The 17,300-nt window shown below is 60.4% G+C and carries 14 protein-coding genes; 6 read left to right on the plus strand and 8 right to left on the minus strand.

The annotated features are described in order from the left end of the window. Nucleotides 1-738 precede the first annotated feature (738 nt). Both H1Y01_RS09995 and H1Y01_RS10000 read right to left on the minus strand, forming a co-directional pair. Nucleotides 739-1,089 carry a type II toxin-antitoxin system VapC family toxin gene (locus tag H1Y01_RS09995; protein WP_219341429.1) on the minus strand — a complete coding sequence of 117 codons (351 nt, stop codon included), beginning with the start codon at nucleotides 1,087-1,089 and terminating at the stop codon, nucleotides 739-741. A 23-nt stretch (nucleotides 1,090-1,112) separates the two neighbouring features. Continuing rightward, nucleotides 1,113-1,415: a hypothetical protein gene (locus H1Y01_RS10000; protein ID WP_219341430.1), complete on the minus strand. Its 303-nt coding sequence runs from the start codon at nucleotides 1,413-1,415 to the stop codon at nucleotides 1,113-1,115. Nucleotides 1,416-1,616: 201 nt separating this feature from the next. On the opposite strand from H1Y01_RS10000, the gene H1Y01_RS10005 reads away from it, so the two are divergent. Beyond that, nucleotides 1,617-2,045: an NUDIX hydrolase gene (locus H1Y01_RS10005; protein WP_180540374.1), complete on the plus strand. Its 429-nt coding sequence runs from the start codon at nucleotides 1,617-1,619 to the stop codon at nucleotides 2,043-2,045. Here the strand turns inward: H1Y01_RS10005 and aroE are convergent. The 3 genes from aroE to H1Y01_RS10020 form a co-directional block, all read right to left on the minus strand. After that, nucleotides 2,031-3,557, minus strand: coding sequence for a shikimate dehydrogenase (aroE, locus tag H1Y01_RS10010; RefSeq protein ID WP_180540375.1), 1,527 nt, complete (start codon nucleotides 3,555-3,557; stop codon nucleotides 2,031-2,033). The two genes, H1Y01_RS10005 and aroE, sit on opposite strands and share 15 nt — an antisense overlap. 355 nt (nucleotides 3,558-3,912) lie before the next feature. Then, nucleotides 3,913-5,202, minus strand: a complete 1,290-nt coding sequence (fucP, locus tag H1Y01_RS10015) for an L-fucose:H+ symporter permease (protein ID WP_180540376.1) — start codon at nucleotides 5,200-5,202, stop codon at nucleotides 3,913-3,915. A 7-nt stretch (nucleotides 5,203-5,209) separates the two neighbouring features. Beyond that, the gene (locus tag H1Y01_RS10020; RefSeq protein WP_180540377.1) at nucleotides 5,210-5,887 is read right to left on the minus strand and encodes a DNA alkylation repair protein; all 678 of its coding nucleotides are present in this window, start codon (nucleotides 5,885-5,887) and stop codon (nucleotides 5,210-5,212) included. A gap of 67 nt (nucleotides 5,888-5,954) precedes the next feature. On the opposite strand from H1Y01_RS10020, the gene H1Y01_RS10025 reads away from it, so the two are divergent. Beyond that, a complete protein-coding gene (locus H1Y01_RS10025) occupies nucleotides 5,955-6,851 on the plus strand; it encodes a G1 family glutamic endopeptidase (protein ID WP_219341431.1) in 897 nt (298 codons plus the stop codon). Nucleotides 6,852-6,918: 67 nt separating this feature from the next. Here H1Y01_RS10025 and H1Y01_RS10030 read toward each other — a convergent pair whose 3' ends face one another. Further along, a complete protein-coding gene (locus H1Y01_RS10030; RefSeq protein ID WP_180540379.1) occupies nucleotides 6,919-7,467 on the minus strand; it encodes a methyltransferase family protein in 549 nt (182 codons plus the stop codon). A gap of 56 nt (nucleotides 7,468-7,523) precedes the next feature. Here H1Y01_RS10030 and H1Y01_RS10035 point away from each other — a divergent pair, with 56 nt between their 5' ends. Beyond that, nucleotides 7,524-9,578 (plus strand): hypothetical protein, encoded by a 2,055-nt coding sequence (locus H1Y01_RS10035; RefSeq protein WP_180540380.1) that lies wholly within the window; start codon nucleotides 7,524-7,526, stop codon nucleotides 9,576-9,578. On the opposite strand, the gene H1Y01_RS10040 is transcribed toward H1Y01_RS10035, so the two are convergent. Both H1Y01_RS10040 and H1Y01_RS10045 read right to left on the minus strand, forming a co-directional pair. Beyond that, the gene (locus tag H1Y01_RS10040) at nucleotides 9,517-10,797 is read right to left on the minus strand and encodes a methyltransferase domain-containing protein (RefSeq protein ID WP_180540381.1); all 1,281 of its coding nucleotides are present in this window, start codon (nucleotides 10,795-10,797) and stop codon (nucleotides 9,517-9,519) included. The genes H1Y01_RS10035 and H1Y01_RS10040 overlap by 62 nt on opposite strands. Nucleotides 10,798-11,272: 475 nt before the next feature. Then, nucleotides 11,273-13,549, minus strand: coding sequence for an IPT/TIG domain-containing protein (locus H1Y01_RS10045; RefSeq protein ID WP_180540382.1), 2,277 nt, complete (start codon nucleotides 13,547-13,549; stop codon nucleotides 11,273-11,275). A 190-nt stretch (nucleotides 13,550-13,739) separates the two neighbouring features. Between H1Y01_RS10045 and H1Y01_RS10050 the strand changes: the two genes are divergently transcribed. The 3 genes from H1Y01_RS10050 to H1Y01_RS10060 all read left to right on the plus strand — a co-directional run bounded on the left by H1Y01_RS10050 (nucleotide 13,740) and on the right by H1Y01_RS10060 (nucleotide 17,150). Then, a complete protein-coding gene (locus tag H1Y01_RS10050; protein ID WP_180540383.1) occupies nucleotides 13,740-14,531 on the plus strand; it encodes a hypothetical protein in 792 nt (263 codons plus the stop codon). 421 nt (nucleotides 14,532-14,952) lie between these two features. After that, nucleotides 14,953-16,491: a phytoene desaturase family protein gene (locus H1Y01_RS10055; protein ID WP_180540384.1), complete on the plus strand. Its 1,539-nt coding sequence runs from the start codon at nucleotides 14,953-14,955 to the stop codon at nucleotides 16,489-16,491. Nucleotides 16,492-16,517: 26 nt separating this feature from the next. Continuing rightward, entirely contained in the window at nucleotides 16,518-17,150 is a 633-nt protein-coding gene (locus tag H1Y01_RS10060; RefSeq protein ID WP_180540385.1) for a hypothetical protein, read from the plus strand. The last annotated feature ends 150 nt before the right edge of the window (nucleotides 17,151-17,300 follow it).

Here is a 17,300-nt window from a genome sequence, read left to right on the forward strand (position 1 = left end):
AAGCAGGCCGAGCCGATCGCACCAAATCCGCCCGTTGAAAGACCGCTGCAAACGGCGGCGCAGATTATCCTCGACAGCATGAAGGATGTTCCGCCTGAAATCATGGCGACCCTGCCGACGGACGGAGCCAGTCAGCACGACCATTACATTTACGGTTGGCCGAAGCGCGACGAATGACGGGCTTTTCACGAGCGGGCAACGTCGCCCATCTTGACGACCGACGAAGTGTTGACCGAATACCTTACTTTCTTCTCAACCACGTCTTTTCGCCGTAGAGCAGCGGAAGGTGTCGAACGTCTGTTGGCAAGCGCCGTCGTTCGGGTGCTTCCATAGAGCCGGGCATCTTTTCGCGCCGGACTATAACTCTACGGGAAGGGCTGACCGAGGTCCTCACTAACGATCGACATTTTGAACAGGAAGGGTTTCGCGCTCTGTTCCGCTGAGGTTAGGCCGCCGGTCGCTTTACGGAGCTGTGCGCTTTTGGGGGAATTCCGCTCTCTCGCGGTAGAAGGCATTCGAAGGTTCTTTTCCGGAGCACCAGCTCCATTACTGTCGCGGCTCAGAGTGGGGACTTAGTGTCGAAGGTATCGTAGACTAACCGCGAATGATGCGCACTTATCCGGACCGTCCCCGGCTCGGCGTCGGCGGCGTGGCGATCGATCGCGATCGCGTGCTGCTGGTGCGCCGCGGGAACGAGCCGTTAGTGAAGGCGCCGTAGGATGCCTGTGCAAGGGCTGGTTACGGTTCTTTCAACGAGGCAGGGACAATGACTTTGATCGATTCGTAAAGTGCGAAATCGTCTCCGTTCAATGTTAGGATTCGGTGCACTCCGTGGACTGTCATCATGGCAACCAGATGGGCGTCATGGGCTTGCTTTCCTGAAACCCCGTGCTGCATTACAAGGTTTTGCCAGATCTCCACAACTTGCGGCGTGTAAGGAAGCAGCCGAAAGAAATTGCGGATGCCAGCGAGTTCATCCCCCGCCTCTGCGGTTGTCAGCCCAAGGCCGTTCTCTTTGGTTGAGCGGGTAGCGACAGCCCAAAACTCAATTAGATTCTGGGGCGCGATGACAAGCGATTCGTTGCGCAACCGCAAAATAGAGAGTGCCCGGTTTACGGCCCGGCTGTACGGGTCGTCGGTAAAAGGCCGCGATCAGCATAGATCGATTCGCGGCTGATGGCTTCGTCCGACAGTACGGGTAGATTACGACCCGCATGGCTACACGTCCATGCCTCGAACTGGCGCACCCATTCTTGTGGTGGCAAATCGTACGCCGGGAGCGAGGGTTCTGCCGGGATCGAGATCCGTTCCAGCACGAGATTTTGAACGAAGTCCGAGACGTTAAGCCCCTCCGCATTAGCGCGGGCGAGCAAATCGGCTTCAGTCTCGGGGTTGAGTCTTAGAGTAACGGTCACAACACCTTATTATCTCAGTTTACGGTCAGGCCGGACGGCAAGCGAAATGGAGCGCCGGTGGAGGCGGGCTCAGGAGGTGAGTCTCTCAGTGTTTTGCGGGGTTGGTCGATCCGATCCCAAATCCTGGGTAGTAAGCGGCGTGGCTCAAAGTGTCACGAATAATCGCCGACGAACTGCGAAGGTATCGTAGACTAACCGCGAATGATGCGCACTTATCCGGACCGTCCCTGGCTCGGCGTCGGCGGCGTGGCGATCGAGGGCGACCGCGTGCTGCTGGTGCGCCGCGGGAATGAGCCGTTCCTCGGGTTCTGGTCGATCCCCGGCGGGATCGTCGAAACCGGTGAGACTCTCGCCGACGCCGTGCGGCGGGAGATGCGTGAGGAGACCGGTTTGCTGGTGGAACCGATCGAGGTCGTGCATGTTTTCGAGAGTATTCGGCCGGATAAGTCCGGTGGAATCGCGTTTCACTTTGTGGTGATCGACTACGTGTGCCGCGTGGTGGGCGGTCAACTTGCGGCGGCGGACGATGTGCTCGATGCGCAATGGTTCCAGCGCGGAAAGCTGCCCGAGCCGATCACGGACGGCGCCCCGAGTGTGATCGAGAAGGCGTTCGGCTCACTTGATGGCTGACGCCGCATTCTGGTGCTCGAGGGCGGCCACGGCGGCGCGTTCCATGGCGGTGCGGGGCGCGCTTTCTCCCGTCCACAATTCGAATTGCGCCACGGCCTGTTCGATAAACATCTCGATACCCGAGACGACGGCGCTGCCCTGCTCTTTGGCGCGCTGGAGCAACAGCGTCTCCATCGGGTTATACACCATATCGAAGACAAGCTCAGCCGGGATGCGCCGGTTGAAAAAGCAGTCGTTCACATGGGGGTACATGCCGACGGGGGTGGCGTGCACGAGCGCGTCGAACTCGCGGGCCTCCGCCTCCGTGCGCGAGAGCGCTTCGGCGCCGGTGGCGCGGGCCAGCATGCGAATCGTCTCCTGATTGCGCCCGGTGACGGAGAGCTGCGCGCCCGCATCATGGAGGGCGAATGCGGCCGCGCGCGCCGCGCCTCCCGCGCCCGCGATCAGCACGCGGCAGCCCCGGATGCGCATTCGCTTTTCGAGCGGCTTGATCACGGCCGCCGCGTCCGTGTTGGTCCCGCGCCATTTGCCGGCTTTGTGCCATACGGTGTTGACGGCTCCGATGCGGCGCGCCAAAGGGTCAATCACGTCGAGATAGCGCATGACGCGCTGCTTGTGCGGGAGGGTCACGCTGAAGCCGGAGAGTTCCATCTCCGCCGCGAGTTTCATGAAGTCGCGAAGCTGCCCGGTGGCGACCAGCATGGGGAAGTAGACGGCGTCGATGCGGAGCGTCTGGAAGGCGCGGTTGTGAATGGCGGGCGATAGAGAATGGCGCACGGGATCGGCGACGACGCAGAAGACTTTGCACTTGCGCGTGAGCCGGTCAATCCGATATTGCTCGCGCAGCAGATGCGCGCTCACCTGTCCGGCGGCGGTTCCGGCCACGCTGCATGGCGAAGCGTAAGTGAACAGGCCATGGTACGCGGGCGAAAGAACACGCGATGCGAATCCCATTTCGCCCATCGCTAGAAGGATGAGGGGAAGCTTCGGATGCTTCTTTCCGATGGCGAGGAGGCGACCGACATCGGACGGCTTGCGCGCGGCGGCGGCGAGTTTATACGCGTCAGCTGAATGGCGGGTCAGCCGCCGAAGAACGGGATCGAGGTTCGGCGTGGTGTCGAAGTTGTGCCAGGAAAGGACCAGCTTCGCCCGCGTGCGCAATTGCGCGGCGCCCGCGGCAGCCGCTTCGGCGGTCTCAATTTCCAAGTCAACGGCTTGGGCGCCCGCATCGATCGCCGCGTTCAAAATCTCAAGCTCGCGCTCGACGCTGCCCTCGAAGCGTCCCGCGTTGTGGTGACGGCGGCAGGTGGCGAGGATGGTCGCTTGCGGATGTTTTTCCAGAATCGTCCGGATGGCTGCGACGCCACGCTCCGGAGCGGGTAAGTAATCCAGCCTGAGTTCGAGAAAACTTTCCCCGTTGCCGAGCTCCTGGCAAGCCTGTGCCAGCAGCGTCTCGCTGCGCGGAAGACCGAGCGCGACGCAAATTTTGGGAAATGGCTGGCGCGACGTCATCCAGGTTCGAGTAGGTTCAAGTGTACTGCAATATTATGGCCGCGATCGGGGTTCGTTCGCTGGCAACCGCTCCGTGGCCGTCGCGGCTCCCTCGAAAATGACCGCCGACATACACCGTGCTATTCGGCTAGGGTCAACGCGGCTGACAGCAGAGGACCCTCCCTTTCGGTCGGGCTCGGAGTGGGGCTTTACGGTCCCTTTTCATCCTTGGTTGTGAACCGAAGTCCGTGGCCGTCGCGGCTCCCTCGAAAATGACCGCCGACATACACCGTGCTATTCGGATAGGGTCAACGCGGCTGACAGCAGAGGACCCTCCCTTTCGGTCGGGCTCGGAGTGGGGCTGAACGGTCCCTTTTCATCCTTGGTTGTGAACCGAACGGGCGCGGGAACCGATGAAAGCGAAGTAGGCGACGACAAGATAACAGAGCAGGGGAACAAGGTAAGCGGTCGCCATGCTGGTGCGCCCGGCGGCCCAGCCTACGGCCGGCGTGATCACTGCGCCGCCGATGATCGCCATCACGATTACCGAGGCGCCCAAAGTCGTCTTCGGGCCAAGTCGCTTCAGTCCCAGCGCGAAGATCGTGGGATACATCAATGACATGAAGAAGCTGGTCGACATTAACGTCCAAAGCCCCAGCCAGCCGGGCAGTGTTATGGATACCGCAAGAAGCACGACGTTCGCCAAAGCGTAGGAACCCATCAGCACGTTAGGACTGATGAACTGCATGAGAAACGTGGAGACGAAACGCCCGACGGCGAAGAGCAGGAGCGTTCCACTTAGGAAATACCCGGCGATTTTCTCCGGTTGGTGTGTGTACTCCTGCACATACTGGATGAGGAAACTCCAGGTGCCGACTTGGGCGCCGACATAGAAGAACTGCGCGGCGACGGCCCAGACAAAATGCGGAATGCGCAGGAGACTGCCGAGCGTGCCATGCTCGTCCGCCGCCAACGGGCGATCGGGCGACGCACGGGGAGGAAAGCGGACGCGCAGCAGAGCCATCGCAAACAGGAACACCACCGCGCTGAGTACAAGGTAAGGAGTAATCACGCGCAAGGTTTCACGGTGCAGATAGGCGGTATACTGCCCGGCCGCTTTCATAGCTTGGGCCTGCGTCGCCGTGGGCTCAATGCCGGAAAAGATGAATACCGTACCTATAAGTGCTCCGGCGATGGTACCGGGCGGGTTGAACGCCTGGGCTAAGTTAAGCCGGCGCTCCGACGTTTCCGGCTCGCCCAGTTGCGCGATGAAAGAGCCGGCGCCGGTCTCCAGGAAAGCAAGTCCCGAAGCAATCACGAAGAGCGCCGCTAAGAAGAAGCTATAGCGATTCACTTCGGCCGCGGGCCAGAAGAGCAGACATCCGAGAGCATAAAGAAGCAGGCCGGATACCAGCCCGATGCGGTATCCGTAGCGGCGCAGCACAAACGCAGCCGGCATGGAGATGCAGAAGTAGCCAAGGTAGAAAGCCGACTGCACGAGTCCGGCCTGGAGGCGCGAGATCTGAAACGACTTCATGAACTGCCGGATCAGCACGTCGTTGAGATTATTAGGCAGCGCCCACAGGAAGAAGAGCGCCGTCACCATGAAGAAAGGCGTGCGATACCGCGCGTCGAACAGCGGCAGGGGTTGGATTGGTTTTTGCATGAAGGAACTAAGTTCGGGCAACGGGCGTAGTTACTTGCTTTCGCGGGTTCTTGAGTCCAGTAGTTAACTTATTGCTTACTTCGCGAATGACACGAGGTGCTAAGTGCTCCCGGTTCGCTGCGAGGTACTGCGTGACTTCTTCCGGCGCGCGTTTCGCCAGCGCGCGCAATGCCCACGACATCGCCTTCACGACCATATCGTCGCGGTCGTTCAACAGAATGTTACAAATGGCGAACGTGCGCCGCGGGTCGCCGCCCGCAGCCGCATTCAGGGGCACCGTGCTGACCAGCGCCGCGCGACGCCACCACCGGTCTTCCGACTTGGCCCAGCGCCGAATGGCCGCATCCGGTATCCGGCCGCTCCGCCATGCGGGACCGGCGATCGAAGGCGCGAAGGTGTCGACGTCCGACCAGCTTTGGATCCCGGAGCCGAGCGCCTCCACTTCAGCGACGGTGATCGACTGCATCGCCGCCGCATGGTGCTGGACCAGTTCGTAAGCCACGAATCGGGCGAAGGAAGCGCGCCGGATCAGTTCATGGGCCAGTTCGAGCACGGTGTCACGATCGAGACCCGCGATCTGCTTCGACGCCCGCCTCCGGATGGCGCGCATCGCGGGGGTGGTCGGCTCGCCCTGCCTCATGTCAGCCAGGATTCGAGCCGCGAGCCTGACGGATTCAGAGCCCATGGAGGCACTTTACCCGGTCCGGCGAATTTCGGCTAAAACTTTTGGGCTCTTCAGCCGAAATATTCGTATGCTCGAAAATTCCGTCTTCCAACGGAAGAGTGAAACCGGCCGGTTGAATCCGGCATTGAAAGCGAGGAATCATCGTTTGTATTTTGCCAAGTTTTTACCATTAGTCATCGCGGCCGCCGGCTTGCCCGTGTTCGCGCAAGCTCCGGGCGCGGTCGATTCGACCGAGTCGGTGATGCGGATCGCCCCGCACCAGCACGCTCCGATCAGGATCAAGGAGCGCCACGACGACGGCACGTCCACCAGTACGAACTGGAGCGGCTACGCGGTCGCGGCTTCCAAAGACGCCGTTACCTCCGTCAAAGCATCATGGAAAGTACCCGCGGCCACCTGTAACGGCTCCGGTCCGAAGACCGGGTACGCCGCCTTCTGGGTCGGGATCGACGGCTACAACTCGAATAGCGTCGAGCAGATCGGCACGGATTCCGACTGTTCGAGCGGATCGCCCGTTTACTACTCCTGGTACGAATTCTATCCGGCGCCTTCTTATGAGACCACGATGAGCATTGAATCGGGCGATATCATTTCGGCCTCGGTGACTTATTCCTCTTCCGAGTTCACTGTGAAAATTACGGATGAACGGACCGGGCAGTCGTTTACGAAGAGCAAGGCAGTTAGTACGGCGAAGCGTTCTTCCGCCGAATGGATTGCGGAGGCGCCCTCCACCAATACCGGGGTCCTGCCGCTCTCCGATTTCGGCACGGTCTTCTTCGGTGACGATTCAACCGGCATCGCGGGAACCAACTACGCGACGATCAGCGGACAAACCCTGCCGATCGGTGGCTTTTCGAGCTCCAGCGTACAAGAAATCACGATGGAAACGTCGGGCGGTTCCGTTGAAGCGAAGCCGACCGCGCTTTCGTCGGATAAGACCAGCTTCTCGGTCCAGTGGTACTAACTCCCTGACGGCGTTCTAGTTTGGGTGAGTGGACCGGACAACCGTCCGCTCACCGCAAGGGTGTTGCTCACCTCAGGTAGGGGATATAGGAGCTAACTTGCTGCCGGTAAACCCGAAAATCGTCCGCAAAGCCGGCGGCTAACAACCTATCTTCAATGCGCGCTCGAATTTCCGTGCCGGCAACCATGAGAGCGATAGCAAGCAGCAAGAGCGGTAGAGGCGTGATGACGAATCCAGTGCCCAGAAGCAGGCAAAACATCGAGGCGTAGATCGGGTGCCGGATGATGCGATAGGGTCCGGACCGGATCAATTGATGATCGGCGCTCAATGCGGCATCGAGGCGCAGGTGTTTTCCGAGCGCGCGCGCCGCCGTCCAGGACAAAGTGCCGGCGAGCGCAAGGAAGAGGACCGCGAGCGTCATTCGCCACGGGCCGGGAGAGTGCGTCCAGAACGGGCTCTGCCACAACACGGAGTACGCCGCGGCTTGCAGGAGGATTCCCCATCGCGCGTTCCGGTCCCGGACCGCGGCGCCACCGAACTTCCAACCGGTCAGAAGGAACGGCGCCAACCAAATGAGCCACGCAGCCGCTAGCAGTACGTAGCCGGTGATGGGCATTTTCGTGAGTATACTCTCGGACACGGGGCACCCGCTAAACTCATCTATTCCGCCGAATGTCGCTGCGCAAGCTTCCGTCCCGATCCGCGCTTCTCACCGCCGCATGCACTTCTATCGTCTTCCTGCTGAACGCGATCATCTGCCGCCCGCTGTTTCGGACCGAGTGGGTGGTCCACATGTTCTCGATCGAAGCGGCCTACATCGCGCTCACCCGCTACGTCCTCGATAACTTCCCCGACCTTACCTGGTTTCCGCTCTGGAATAACGGCGAGCTATTCCAATCCACTTACCAGCCGGGGCTCCCGCTGATCTGCGCCGCCGTCGCGCACGTGCTGCATGTCGACGCCGCGCGCGGTTATCACATCACCATCGCTCTGTTCTACTGTCTGGGCCCGGTCGGCATGTTTTTCCTTGCGTACCGGATCAGCGGACGCCGCGATATCGGCATGTTGGCCGCCCTGCTGTTCTCGCTGTTCTCGCCATCGGCATTCATTCCGGTGATTACGAAGGACATGGGCGGCTTTCTGCACGCCCGCCGGTTTCAGGCGCTCGCGTACTTCGGCGAAGGGCCGAACGTCAGCGGTCTCAACATCGTGCCGTTCGCGCTACTGGCGCTGGATGCTGTCTACCGGCGATTAACGGCGTGGCGCTTCACCCTCGCGGCCATCCTCCTGGGACTTACAGTTATCGTTAGTTGGCCGGCAAGTCTGGTGATGGCTTGCGGAGTACTTGCGTATCTGATGTCCCGCGATTGGCCCGAAGCACGTGCGCGATTGGTGCGGCTCGCGGTACTCGCGGTCGCGGCTTACTTACTCATCGCCCCGCTCGATCTACCATCCACCATTCGCGATAACCAGCGCAACTCGCAACTTATCGGCGGTCCTTATCCGTACACCCGCGCGCATATCTTCTACTTCAGTGGGCTTGCCCTGACGCTGATCGCGTCACGCGTTCTGCTGCGCCGCTTCCACGTGCCGCGCTTACTTGAATTCGGATGGTATTGGTTCCTGATTCCAGGGACGGTCGCACTTACAGCCTTCAAATTCCATATCGCTCTGTGGCCGCAGCCGGAGCGCTTCCACATCGGGATGGAGCTTGGCATCGCTATGGGCGCCGCTGCTGTGATGGCTTTGGCCCTCGATCGTTTCGGCGATTATCGCATCTCGATGCTGATCGTGCTCGCCGTTCTCGCGCTGGTTCAGACCCGAACTTATACGCGCTATGTACGGGATGTCGAGCGCCCGATAGACATTACGAGCACGTACGAATGGCAGGCCTCGCACTGGCTCGACACCCACTTACACGACCAGCGCGTGTACTTACTGGGTTCCATTCAGTTCTGGATCAACGCCTGGTCCGACCAACCGCAAGTTACCGGCTGCTGCCTGCCGGGACTACCCAACTATATGAGCTGGGTTGTAGGCTATCAGGTCGGCTCGGACGATGGCGCCGGTTCGCACGGCGAGGAGTACGCGGAGTTATGGCTGCGCACGTGGGGCGCGCAGGCCGTGGTCGTGAACGGCCCCAACACCCGCGATTCCTACCATGGTTGGGTACATCCGCATAAGTTCGATCCGTACTTTCCGTTGGTGTGGCAGCAGGGTGACGACCGGATTTATCGCATCCCTACGCTGACGACGTCGCTCGCGCATGTTATCCACGCGAATGAGGTCATCTCGCGCACTCCGGTTAACGGGGTCGATGTAGAGCCGATTCGACCCTACGTTCGCGCGCTGACCGATCCTACGCGGCCGGCCGCTAGCTTCACGTGGCGCAACCGGCACGAGGCGCAGATCTCCGCCGCCAATCTTCCCGCAAAGGATCTGATCTCGATTCAGGAGACGTGGAGTCCTGGGTGGCATGCTCGTGCGGGCGGACGGCCGGTTGAAGTGCGGCGTGATGCGATGGGATTTCTGCTGCTCGCGCCCCACACTGGGGGTGACTTACTGATTGACCTTAGTTTCGATGGTGGTCCGGAAGGGCGGTTGTTTAATCTCTTGTCGATTGCGACAATGCTCGCGCTTCTAATCTGGCTTGTGCTATCGGAGTTCAGAAGACGCGCAGTTCGCCGCAATCGAGGCGCGCCTCGCCCAACTCCGCCCGCAGCTTGATTACTCCCGGGGGCACGCGCTCACTAAGTTGAAGATTCACCTGTCGTTTGCCCGTTTTCTCTTCGATGAAGAGGACGGACGCGCGTTCCTCACCGGCGAATACTCGCAAGTTATTCTTGTCCACGTTAGCCGGCAATCCCGAGAACCACATAGAGACGACGCGGCCACGCGAGAGGTCTAACTCATTGGGCCGCCAAGTCGCGCCATCCTGAATCCCTTCGAATCGGACGTCCAAGTCAGTTAGCGGGATATCTACCGCAATCGGTTTCGCATTACTCGGCCGGCTGCCACGCGCGCGCACGCGAACGTCGTGCCATCCAGGCGCAAGACCCGGAGGCAAACGGAATCCGAACTCGTAGAGTCCCTCATCGTGCTTGCGCTTCAACTGAAGCGGGATGCTGCCAAACCGATCTACCGACGGCTGCAAATCCGAGACGGTCAACCCTGGCTCGTTCGAGCGGATCATGCAGGTGATCGAATCGTCCTTAGCTCCGTTGAAGTTGATTCCGAAGTCCTCGTGATGAATCGCGAATACTAACTCCGGGCCGGGTCCCGCGTCCTTGCTGACCGGCTCCCACTCACGATAACAAGTCACGGCCGCGCCATACTCCGAAGCCCCTTGCGACTTGACTCTTGCAAACCCAGCTACCCGGCAGAAGGCGAGCAGACAAGGCAGGTTCGGCGCACACCAGTTATCCGTCTGTCCGCCGAATTCATCGCGCTCAAAGAACTCCATCATGGGGCGGTCCATCACTACACCATCGGCGAACCGGCGATGGAGCACGAACGAATCGATGCCGGCCATACCGCGCGTCACCGCGCAAACGCGCTCGAGTCCCAGCAGCGGATGCTTCAAGTGATAGAGCACGCCCATGAAGAGCACTACGTCAAATTGGCCCAGGGTCTGAGGGCTGATGTCGTAGACATCCATCTGACGGTAGTCGATGCGCGAGTTAAAGCGCTTATGTAAGTCGCGGAAGCGTGGATTATCGATAACATCGATGGCCACAACATCCGCGCCGCGGCGCTCCAGTTCGAAGGCGAACCATCCGTCCCAAGTGCCGATATCAAGGGCGCGTTTACCGCTTAGGTCGGCCGGTACTCCCAACATTTCAAGCCGCAGGCGTTGACCTTCAAGCGTGTTGGCTCCGCGAATCTCGGTTCCATCCGGGAGTTCGAAGCTGTGCCAGAAGCCGTCGCGGTCAAGGAAAGACTGCAAACGGCCGACATGTTCGAACCGTTCGCTTTTCTGCTCTTCGATCACTATGATCCGAACGTAGCATGCCGCGCGTCACGCAGATGATGCGGGCGGGGGTTTCGGGAGGTTTGCGGGTAGATCGATGACTCCGGACATACGCGAACCCCCTCCGTTGCCGTCTGATCGGCTTGCCTAACGTTTGTCGGCCTTTTGGCGCAAATCGGGAATCCGTAACAGGTACTCCGCTTTCCCGCGGTAAAGGGCATTCGAAGGTTCTTTTCCGGAGCACCAGCTCCATTACTGTCGCGGCTCAGTATGCGGATTAGTGGTCGTCCGTGGATTCGTGTCGTCGGCGCGGGTTAGTGGTCGTGGGTTAGTAGTGGTGGATTAGTGGTCGTGGATTGGTGGTCGCCGGTGGATCTTTCGTCGTCGGGGGATTCTTGGGGTTTTCGGGGCTACGCCGATAAGAACAGGGGCCAGTTCGTTTTTCAGCCTGTTAATTAACCCGCACGGCGTACTCGTTGCCTCGACAACCATTCACATCGGGACTTAGCACCACTTCGCCCGCGGCGTCGTTGGGCATCACGAACTGAACCTGATTCGCGCTGTGAAAGGTCGTCGCGATTCTTTGCCCGTTGACCCAAATGAATACGGCGTCTTTTGACGTGCCGAAATTGAGTCCGTAGATGGCTACCTGACCGCCCGCCTTTAACTCGGGTTTTCCATATCCGTTCACGATTCCGCCGGGCGCAATTTGCGGGGGCTCGACAGTCGCGTAGGTTTCTCGCGCAACTTCGACCGTTGGCGGTATGTTGGCCATTAAGTACACATAGGCAGCAAACGCGGGAACTCCCGCGACGAGTGCAATCCAGATTCCTCGAACGCGGATTAATAGGAGGAGTATCGTGAGCGCCGTGAGGCACCGGCCTAGCCAAACGGGCCATGCCGCTCCGAAGTGTAGTTGTAAGTGCTTCTGTCCCGGCCCAGGGTGAATTAGTAAGAATCCGATCGGATCCCGACTCGTTTCGGCGCCCGCGGCGCGCCAACCCGACGCGTAGTTTGACTTTACGAGTACGGCCTCGCCGGGCGCGAGATCCGTATCGATCTCGGCTGTATCGAAATCGTTCCACTTGATCGAGGCAGCGCGCTTGCCCCGCGCCCACGCGACGTACTGTTGAAGGAATGGTTCGTCATCGATCGCGCGAATCTGTGGGATCGCTTTCAGTGCGTCGAGATCGACAACCACGGCGTCGCTTAGATCGCGTCCCGTGGTGTCGTAGATCCAGTTGTCGCCGGTATCGTGCCAAGCCGTTGGGAAGGCGGAAGCCCATCGCTCGGGTTGCGCATACGCATGATAGTATTCGCGCGACCTTGCTCCGTGCACCACGGCATAGCGTACGTTTACTGCCTCCAGCCACAACTTCGATACCGGCACGGCGCGCGTGGAGCAGCTCAGCGAGACGTAGCGCTGTACTGCGTAGGGCAGAAAGTTAGTTAGGTCCTGATTGGTGCCGCCGACTTCGGGTAAGTCGGTCCAGAACGGCAGCGTCTCCTCGACTTCGCCCGATGCGAATACGCGCGATTGCCCGGCGTGTACTTTCAACCATTGCGCGATCGGGTACACGACGCCGGTTTCGATGTTTGTACCTTTAGGGAAGAATCGCCAGGGTCCGCGCAGAAATTCCCGGCCCGAGTAGAGTCCGAGGATCGCGGCTAGGGCGAAAACGATCGCTCGATTCCAACGGATCGCCCATAGAACCGCGGTCAACGCCAGTACCGTTCCCGCGTTTAACTCCAACACGCATCGGTTCGGCGCCGGGACAACGAAGCTTCCCGCCCATGTAAAAGCCAGAACGACCGCGCCTCCCGAAGCTACCCAACCGAGAACAAAGGCGAATTGCGGGGCCAACTTACTTAAGGACGCGAATAACACGACGACTACCGCAGCAACTAATAACAGCCAAGTCGTCCGGTCCCACGGCGCCGGTGCGATCGGCACATAGTTCAGTCCGACGCGCTTCAACAGTGACGTGGAAACAAAGTAATCCGGGGTCATCCAGAAGGCGGAGAGCCCGTAGCCGATCCCTACCGTCGCGCCTACCCGCAGCCAGGACTTCGTTCGCGCCGTGACGATACCAATGAGTGGAAAGAGCAGACCGATGACTGCCGGCCAACTCGTCAAGAACACCAAACCGGTAAGTACGGCGCCGAGTACCCAGCGCTCGCGCCACATCGCCGCCACCGCCAGCAGCGCCAGTGGAAAGGCAACCAGGTGTCCCGCTTCCTCGTAGTAAGCGAACGTCACAAAAGGCCAGGGGGCGTGACCGATAACCGAAGTTAGATTCCGCCACAACGCAGTTAAATAGATGACGGACGGGAACAAGCTATACGCGACGCCCGCAAACAACGCCGCCAGCCGGGACTGAAACAGTTGCCAGGCCAGAACATATAAGCAGACCGGGGTGATGGCGAAGGCGAAGCTTGTAACTGCGCGGAAGGCGTGGGCCAGCGACATCCAGCGCATGGCCGCGACGGTCGCATACATTACAGGCGGGTATAAGTACCGCATGGGCGCGCCGCAATAGTGCAGCGCATTCCAGGTCCACGGATGGTCGCGGAACAGCCGGATTACCGCCAGGTAGATGGTCCCGTTATTCCATAGCTGCTCCGAGTACTCGATGCGCAGATACGGCAGGATCAACAACAAGTTCCCGGCGAATAGGAATAACCCGAGAAGTAAGTGCGAGACGAATGCAACTCTACGGTTCGGCAAGAAATTCCATGATCTCGCGGATGCGCGAGCGATTGGTTCAGGCATGTGGTTCAGGCGGGCGGATCTCGTCTTCAGGCCGCCGGTCTCCATGACCGGCCGGTCTGATGAATGTACACCTTTTCACAATCGCGAAGCTGAAAAATCCTGAAACCTCACACCGCGCTCCAGTAATCCCATGGGCATGAGGGCCATGGTGTTCCGGTTACTCTATTGTTTCGGATTAGTTATTGTCATCCAACGCAGTGCTGCGGCCGCGCGTTTGACCGCGGAGACATTGGCCGCGTGGGACGAGCAGGTCCGGACGGCTCGTGCGCAAGTCGAGCGCGAAGCCCAATCGCCGCAAACCTTTCTGACGGGACCGGCGGTGCGGTTCCTGGTTGAATCGCCCGAGCCGTCGGGTTGTCCGGTACCCGACGGCCTGATCCATCACTGGTTCGGGACTGAATTGATTCCGCACGCCCGGGCGTCCGGCCTGCTCTCCGTGCTGCAGCGCTACGACGCTTACGCCGAGGTGTTCCCGCCGGTGGTGGTGGAGGCGCGCCTGCTGAATCGCGACGGCCCTACCTTCGACTATCACCTGAAATTCATTCAGAAGGGGCTCGGAGTGCGATCGGGACTTCTGGCCGACTTCCGGTCCCGCTATGTGCAGGTGGATGCAAAGTCCGGATATATCGTTACCGAATCGTTGAAGTTAATCGAACTGCAAAGTCCGGGCAAGCCGGATGAGCGGCAGCTTTCTCTGGCAGAGTCGAAAGGCTTCGTCGAAAGGTCGTTCACCCTTCTGAGGTACCGCGAAACCGATCAGGGCGTTCTTATCCGGATGGAGTCCATGATGTTGAGCCGCGATGTGCCGAGCTCGATCCGGTGGCTAGTCTCACCGTTTATCCATAAGTTCGCGCGGCAGACGATGTCGACGACTCTGGAGCGCATCAAAGATCGGGTGTGCAGCGAATCGGATAGCATTTCGGTAGCGAAGCGCTAAGTTCGTTTGCGATTTTGCTTTCCGGCACTACTTTCCGGCGCTACCGAATCGCTGTGGGGAACTTAGAGCAGCGCAGTCGCCGCGAATCCCGGAGTTACGGCTTTCATCGCGAAGGCGAACCGTCATTCGGTCGCGACGAGACGATAGACATCATCGGGCCGAAGCCCGGTTATTCGCGTGAGATAGGTACTCTGTTCGACGCGAACGCCCACACGATCGGAACCTTACTTGGGTTTGGCGGTACCTTTACACGGAGCGCCCAGGGCGAAGACGCTCCACCTCGCGGTAAAACCCACCAGCGGCACCGCCGGGCTCACCTCAATACTGGCGTGTGGGCCGAGGTGTCGAGGGAGCCTCGACACGGCATGGACGAGTCCGTGCGCCACGAAAACAACACGCACATGACAGAATGCTTTGGTAGATGCCGCATCGGATTCAGGATACCGAGTGGGACGCCGTCATCGTAGGCGCGGGACACAACGGGCTTACTTGCGCGGCTTACCTGGCGCAGGCCGGCCAACGCGTGCTGGTGCTGGAGTCGCGCGATCGCATCGGAGGCGCCTGCACCATCGAAGAACCGTGGCCCGGCGTTCGCATGTCGCCTTGCGCTTATCTCGCGGGACTGCTGCATCCGCTGGTGATCGAAGAACTCGGATTGGTTGCGCGCGGGTTCCAGTGGACGCCCGCCGTCGCCGGTCTGTTCATCCCGTTCGAAGACGGATCGAGCGTGCAGCTGCATGAGGACGACGCCATCTGCGACGCCGAGATTCGCAATCTATCGCCCGCGGATGTCGACGGATGGCATGCGATGTCCGACGTGATTCGGCGCGTGCGCGATGCGATCCGTCCCGCCGACGAATCGGATATGTGGATCGGCGAAGCGCCCACGCGCGAGCAGATTGAAGACCGGCTCGGCGATGACGAGGAGGCCCGCGGGCTGCTGTTTGAGTGGTCGATGGCGGAGATGGTCGAGCGCTACTTGCAAGATGAACGGCTGCAGATCGGATATCTGGGGCAGGGCGTGATTGGCACCCATGCGAGCCCGTTCGACCACGGGACGGCTTCGATCCGCTTCCATCACGGTTCGGGACGGCTGGGCGGAATGCCGGGGATGTGGGGCTACGTGCGCGGCGGGATGGGCATGGTGTCGTTCTTCATCGCCGATGCGGCGCGCGATGCGGGCGCGGTGATTGAGACCGGCGTTCCCGTCGCGGCGATCCATCCAGGTGAAGGCGTGGAACTCGAGGGAGGCGAGCGGATTCGTTCACGGGTGGTGATCTCAAATGCCGATCCGCGCGTGACGCTGCGGCTTCTCGGGAATGCAGCCGACGCCGCGTGGCGCAAACAGGTAGAAAGCGTGCCGATCGAGGGCTGCACGGTGAAGCTGAACGTGCTGCTGCGCGAGCTGCCGAATTTTCGCGCGCGGCCCGGCACCAACGAGACGCATCATTACGGGCAGATCAACACGCCGCTTACGAAAGACGAGTGGCGAGCGAGTTTCGCGGCCGCGCGGGAAGGTCGCGTCGCAGAGCGCTTGTGGACCGAACTCTATTTCCAGAGTGTGCATGATCCGAGCGTCGTGCCGCCCGGTCAGCATACGATGAGCGTGTTCTGCCAGTATGTTCCTTACAAGTTCGCCGACGGCGATTGGGACACGCGGCGCGAGGAAATCAAGCGCATTGTGCTGGGTTCGATCGGCCGGTTCTGCAGCAACATCCCGGATGCCGTGGTCGATGCGCAAGTGCTCGGGCCTCCCGATATTGAAGAGAAGGTCGGGCTCACGGGCGGGCATATTTTTCAGGGCGAATGCCTGCCGGCGTATATGTGGAGCAACCGGCTCAGCTCACGGACGCCGATGCCGGGCGTTTATCTGTGCGGGGCCTGCACGCATCCGGGGGGAAGTGTGATCGCGATGAACGGGCGCAACGCGGCGATGGCCGTGCTGCGCGATGCGATTTGACAACGTCTATGCTGGTTACAGAGTCGATGAAGACATTGGTAAGCAAGTTCCTGTTTCTCCTGCCTGTTGTCTTTGTTTCGAGCTGGGTTTCGATCTGGGCCCAGGCACCCGACCCGACGGGTACTCTCGATTTCGGGGAGAAGGCGGCTTACTTCGGCAAGACGACTTTGACCTTCGACACTCTTCTCGGCGCCGCGGCTACCGCGGGCTTCGTGATGGCGGAGCCGCCCGGACACTATCCGCGTGCGTGGCGCGATGGGGGTGGGGCCTTTGGGCGAAATCTGGGCGATGCGTCCGCGGTCACGGGAACGTTGCTGACCACGAAGTTTCTTGCCGGCGCGGCGCTGGGCGAAGATCCACGCTACTTCCCGTCGCATTCCACCAACCCGGTTGCGCGCATTGCGCACGCGCTGGCATTCACCTTCGTGGACAAGTCCGACCACGGCGCGAACCGCCTGGCGCTATCCAGTTTCGCGGGCGCCGCTGCTTCCGGTTTCGTGGGAGAAGCCTATCTGCCGAACGGATTCAACGACAGCGTACATGCTTACCAGCGCTGTTTCATTGCGTTCGGCGTGCTGGGTTTCCGGAATATCGTTTATGAGTTCCGCCCGGAGCTGCGGGCCGCCGAGCGCCGGATGCATCTGGTTCGCAATCATTGAGCGCGGCGCGCTCCGCTCCACCCCGGTGAATTCTGGCAGGGGCGGACCCTCCCTTTCGGTCGGGCTCGGAGTGGGGATGTACGGGTGGCTTGAAAATGACACCCATACACCGGTTACGCGCGGCGCAGGGTATCGATTGATGTTCGGGGC

Source organism: Nevskia soli (assembly GCF_903970205.1).
Lineage (GTDB): Bacteria > Acidobacteriota > Terriglobia > Bryobacterales > Bryobacteraceae > Bog-113.